This is a genomic window from Vibrio sp. 1151_11 (assembly GCF_029478525.1).
In the GTDB taxonomy this organism is placed as follows: domain Bacteria; phylum Pseudomonadota; class Gammaproteobacteria; order Enterobacterales; family Vibrionaceae; genus Vibrio; species Vibrio anguillarum.
The window spans coordinates 1-3,397 of sequence record NZ_SHMN01000063.1; the positions used below are offsets into that span (position 1 = coordinate 1).

Annotated in this window: 4 pseudogenes; 2 read left to right on the forward strand and 2 right to left on the reverse strand. The window is 45.3% G+C overall.

Features of this window, described 5'->3' with window-relative positions:
• Both EXZ60_RS18575 and EXZ60_RS18580 read left to right on the forward strand, forming a co-directional pair.
• A pseudogene (locus EXZ60_RS18575) lies at nucleotides 1-680 on the forward strand (IS630 family transposase); the annotation flags it as partial.
• Nucleotides 681-737: 57 nt separating this feature from the next.
• Nucleotides 738-1,609, forward strand: a pseudogene (locus tag EXZ60_RS18580) (alkene reductase); the annotation flags it as partial.
• A 21-nt stretch (nucleotides 1,610-1,630) separates the two neighbouring features.
• On the opposite strand, the pseudogene EXZ60_RS18585 reads toward EXZ60_RS18580, so the two are convergent.
• Nucleotides 1,631-2,764: pseudogene (locus EXZ60_RS18585) on the reverse strand (ISAs1 family transposase).
• A gap of 44 nt (nucleotides 2,765-2,808) precedes the next feature.
• A pseudogene (locus EXZ60_RS18590) lies at nucleotides 2,809-3,397 on the reverse strand (IS4-like element ISVa14 family transposase); the annotation flags it as partial.

Consider the following 3,397-nt stretch of genomic DNA (forward strand, 5'->3'; position numbering starts at 1 on the left):
GGAATGAACAAGTGGCTACATCATCACGGCTTCTCATATAAAAAGCCGAAAGGTGTACCGCACAAGTTTGATCCAGAAGAGATGCAGCAAGCTTTTATCGAACATTACAACGAGACGCTAAGAAACAACGAAGACCCTGTGTTATTCATGGATGCCGTTCATCCTACGCAGTCAACAAAACTCAGTTATGGCTGGATACGAAAAGGCCAAGACAAAGTGATTGAGACAACAGGCAGTCGAACTCGTCTCAATATCATCGGTGCGTTACCGCTCCAAAATATTGGCGCAACCGTGACAGACACGTATGACACGATAAACAACGAGAGCATCGTTCGCTTCTTCTGGAAGCTCAAAAAAGATCATTACCCGTTGGAGCAAAAAGTACACCTAGTACTTGATGGTGCCGCCTACCATCAGTCAGAAATGGTAAGAAATGCGGCAAAGCGCTCAATATCGAGCTTCATTACTTACCCCCATACAGCCCAAACTTAAATCCAATAGAGCGGTTATTGAAAGTGATGAATGAGTATGCGAGGAACAATATTTACTTCTCCTCGAAGGCTGAATTTACAACGGCTATTAATGAATTTTTCAATGTAACGCTGCCAAAAGTTGCAGGCTCACTGCTATCCAGAATTACGGATAATTTTCAGATTTTAAAACCTGCATCTTCAAGTTAAGCGGGTATATTCGAACCAATACATCTGAAACAACTGGCTCTACAAAACCGCGTAGTCATGGCACCAATGACCCGAGCGCACACTAGCCAACCGGGAAACATTCCAAACCAAATGATGGCGACTTACTACAAACAGCGCGCAACCGCAGGCTTAATTATCTCTGAGGCGACCCAGATTTCCGATGATTCACAAGGCTACTCTTTCACACCCGGCGTTTATACCGATGAATAAGTGGCTGGTTGGAAGCCAATCACTCAAGCGGTGAAATCACAAGGTGCTACCATGTTCTGCCAGCTTTGGCATGTGGGCCGAGTATCGCACCCGACATTCCAAAAAGGCGAACAGCCTATTGCCCCTTCTGCGTTGGCACCCGTCGAAACGAAAGTGTGGATCGCCGATGAGCAAGGCAACGGCAATATGGTCGATTGTGTTGATCCAAGAGCGATGACCCAAGATGATATTGACCGTGTGTAAGTGATTTTGCCAACGCCGCTAAACACGCGATTGAAGCTGGCTTTGATGGCGTGGAAATCCACGGCGGCAATGGTTACCTGATTGATCAGTTCTTACGTACTAACTCAAACCACCGCACCGACCAATACGGCGGTTCACGCGTGAACCGACTTCGCTTTTTATTAGAAGTGGTCGATGCGGTGAGCGAAGCCATTGGCTTCAACAAAGTGGGCGTAAGACTCGCGCCTTTCATTACTTTTAAAGACATGAATTGTCCAGACATTGTGCCGACCATCCTCGATGTATTGAAACAACTTCAAACTCGTAATATTGCGTACTTGCACCTGTCTGAAGCGGATTGGGACGACGCACCAGCGATTCCAAAAAGCTTCCGCATCGAACTGCGCAAATACTTCACAAACACGATTATCGTCGCGGGCAGTTGTACCCAAGCGAGAGCTGATGAGGTACTTGAGAACACGGAAACCGCATGAACATCATCGCCCGGTAAGGCTTTCGAGAACCTTACTTAGGTAGTTTTCGTCCATTGCGCAGTTCATCCGTTTGCGTTTAATGCCACCTTTAAAGGTGGTTTCACTCTTTAATAGGTTCAAACACATCTGCCTGATCCTTGCTAAAGCCTCTGCGCGATCATCGGCTCTAATACGAGAGTTGTCCTCACTAAATGCGGTATCAAGGGACCAATGCATGGCCTCTACGCCCCAATGAGAACGCGTCGCTTCAAGCAGCGTTTGGGCTTCTAATTCTTTAGAACAGATATAGTAACGAATACTCACATCTTGCTCTGTTGCTACAGCCGATTCTTGACGAATCGAAGCGATGATGCCCATTGATTTTAGCTCGGGCCATTAATGCTCAATATCACCTAAAACCGACAAATCACGGTTCACTAAAGCCACTCTCGTTTCCGTTCTTCCGTGACTTTTTTCTTGTGTACTGTAAGAACTGCCGTCAAAGTCTTGAAGCATGTCCATTCGAAAATAATCATCAAAGGCTTGTTCAAGCATTCCCTGATTGCCTTTCACTGCTAACAAATAATCCGCTTCTTTATCGAGAATTTTTTGCGCTATTTTCTTTTGGCATCCCATTGTATCAATCGTAACCAAGCAGCCTTTTACCTCGAGCAAGTCAAGTAGCTTGGGGATCGCGGTAATTTCATTACTTTTACTATCAATCTTCTGTTGGCCGATACTCATTCCGTTTGCAGTAGCAAAAGCGTTCACCATGTGAATCGTTCCTTTACCCTTCGAGCGGTCATAAGAGCCACGTAATGTTTTACCGTCGATAGCGATGACTTCTCCATCCGTCAGTGTATGGCAGTCCTTCATCCAAGCTATAAAGCTTCTTTGTAACCCTGCCGGATTCATCATGCCCATCACACGAGACAAAGTACCTGCCGATGGAATGCCTGCCTCAAAATGACCATATCGTCTTAGGAAATCTAAGCGAGCATTGCCAAAGTCAATAATGCCATCCCAACCGTCATGACCCGGCAGGACGCCGCAAATTGTCAGCAAAATAATGTCTGATAATTTGTGTGCTATTTTATTTTCCTGTCGATAATTTTTAATGATTTGAAAGTGCATAAATGGGTTGGTTAACTCGCTCATATTTAGGCTCCTATATTGTCTAGGAGCAATTCATAGACTGAACCTTAAGCATTAAGCCCAGCGTAAATTCCGTCTAAAGTAATGTTTTCTTTAGACTTCCTCTGAGCGGACTTTTGAGCGTTCATTGATATATAACTGGCAGCCCATTCGAGTTTATTGCTGATTTCTGACCATGCTCTGTGGCTGATACATTCAAATATTGGCAACAGCCAGACATCCACATTTTTTGCCGCTTTAAATAGTGAGACTGAGGGCATTATCTGAAGTGCAATACTGCGCCTAATGATCAGCGCAAGTAAACTGGCCCAGATTAGCCCATCAACGATGGCCTTTTGTGCGGTGACAAATCGTTGCCAGTTGGTGTGAGACTTTAACTCTTTAAAAAGCAGCTCCACCTGCCATCGACAGCGGTAGATCGCCATGATGTCATCGGCAGTATAGGTGTCTGAAGGTAAGTTAGTTATCCAAATGCAGAATCGTTTTTCTTCGGCAAACCAACGTCGCATAACTCTAAACTCTTGTTTACCTCGACGGACTTTTAGGTCAAGGACTTGCGAACGGTTGGTGCCTCGAGTAATGTCTTTCAGCCTCCTCCCTTCTAGCTTAGGCAGAAGTCGCCCTCGACCGTTTCTC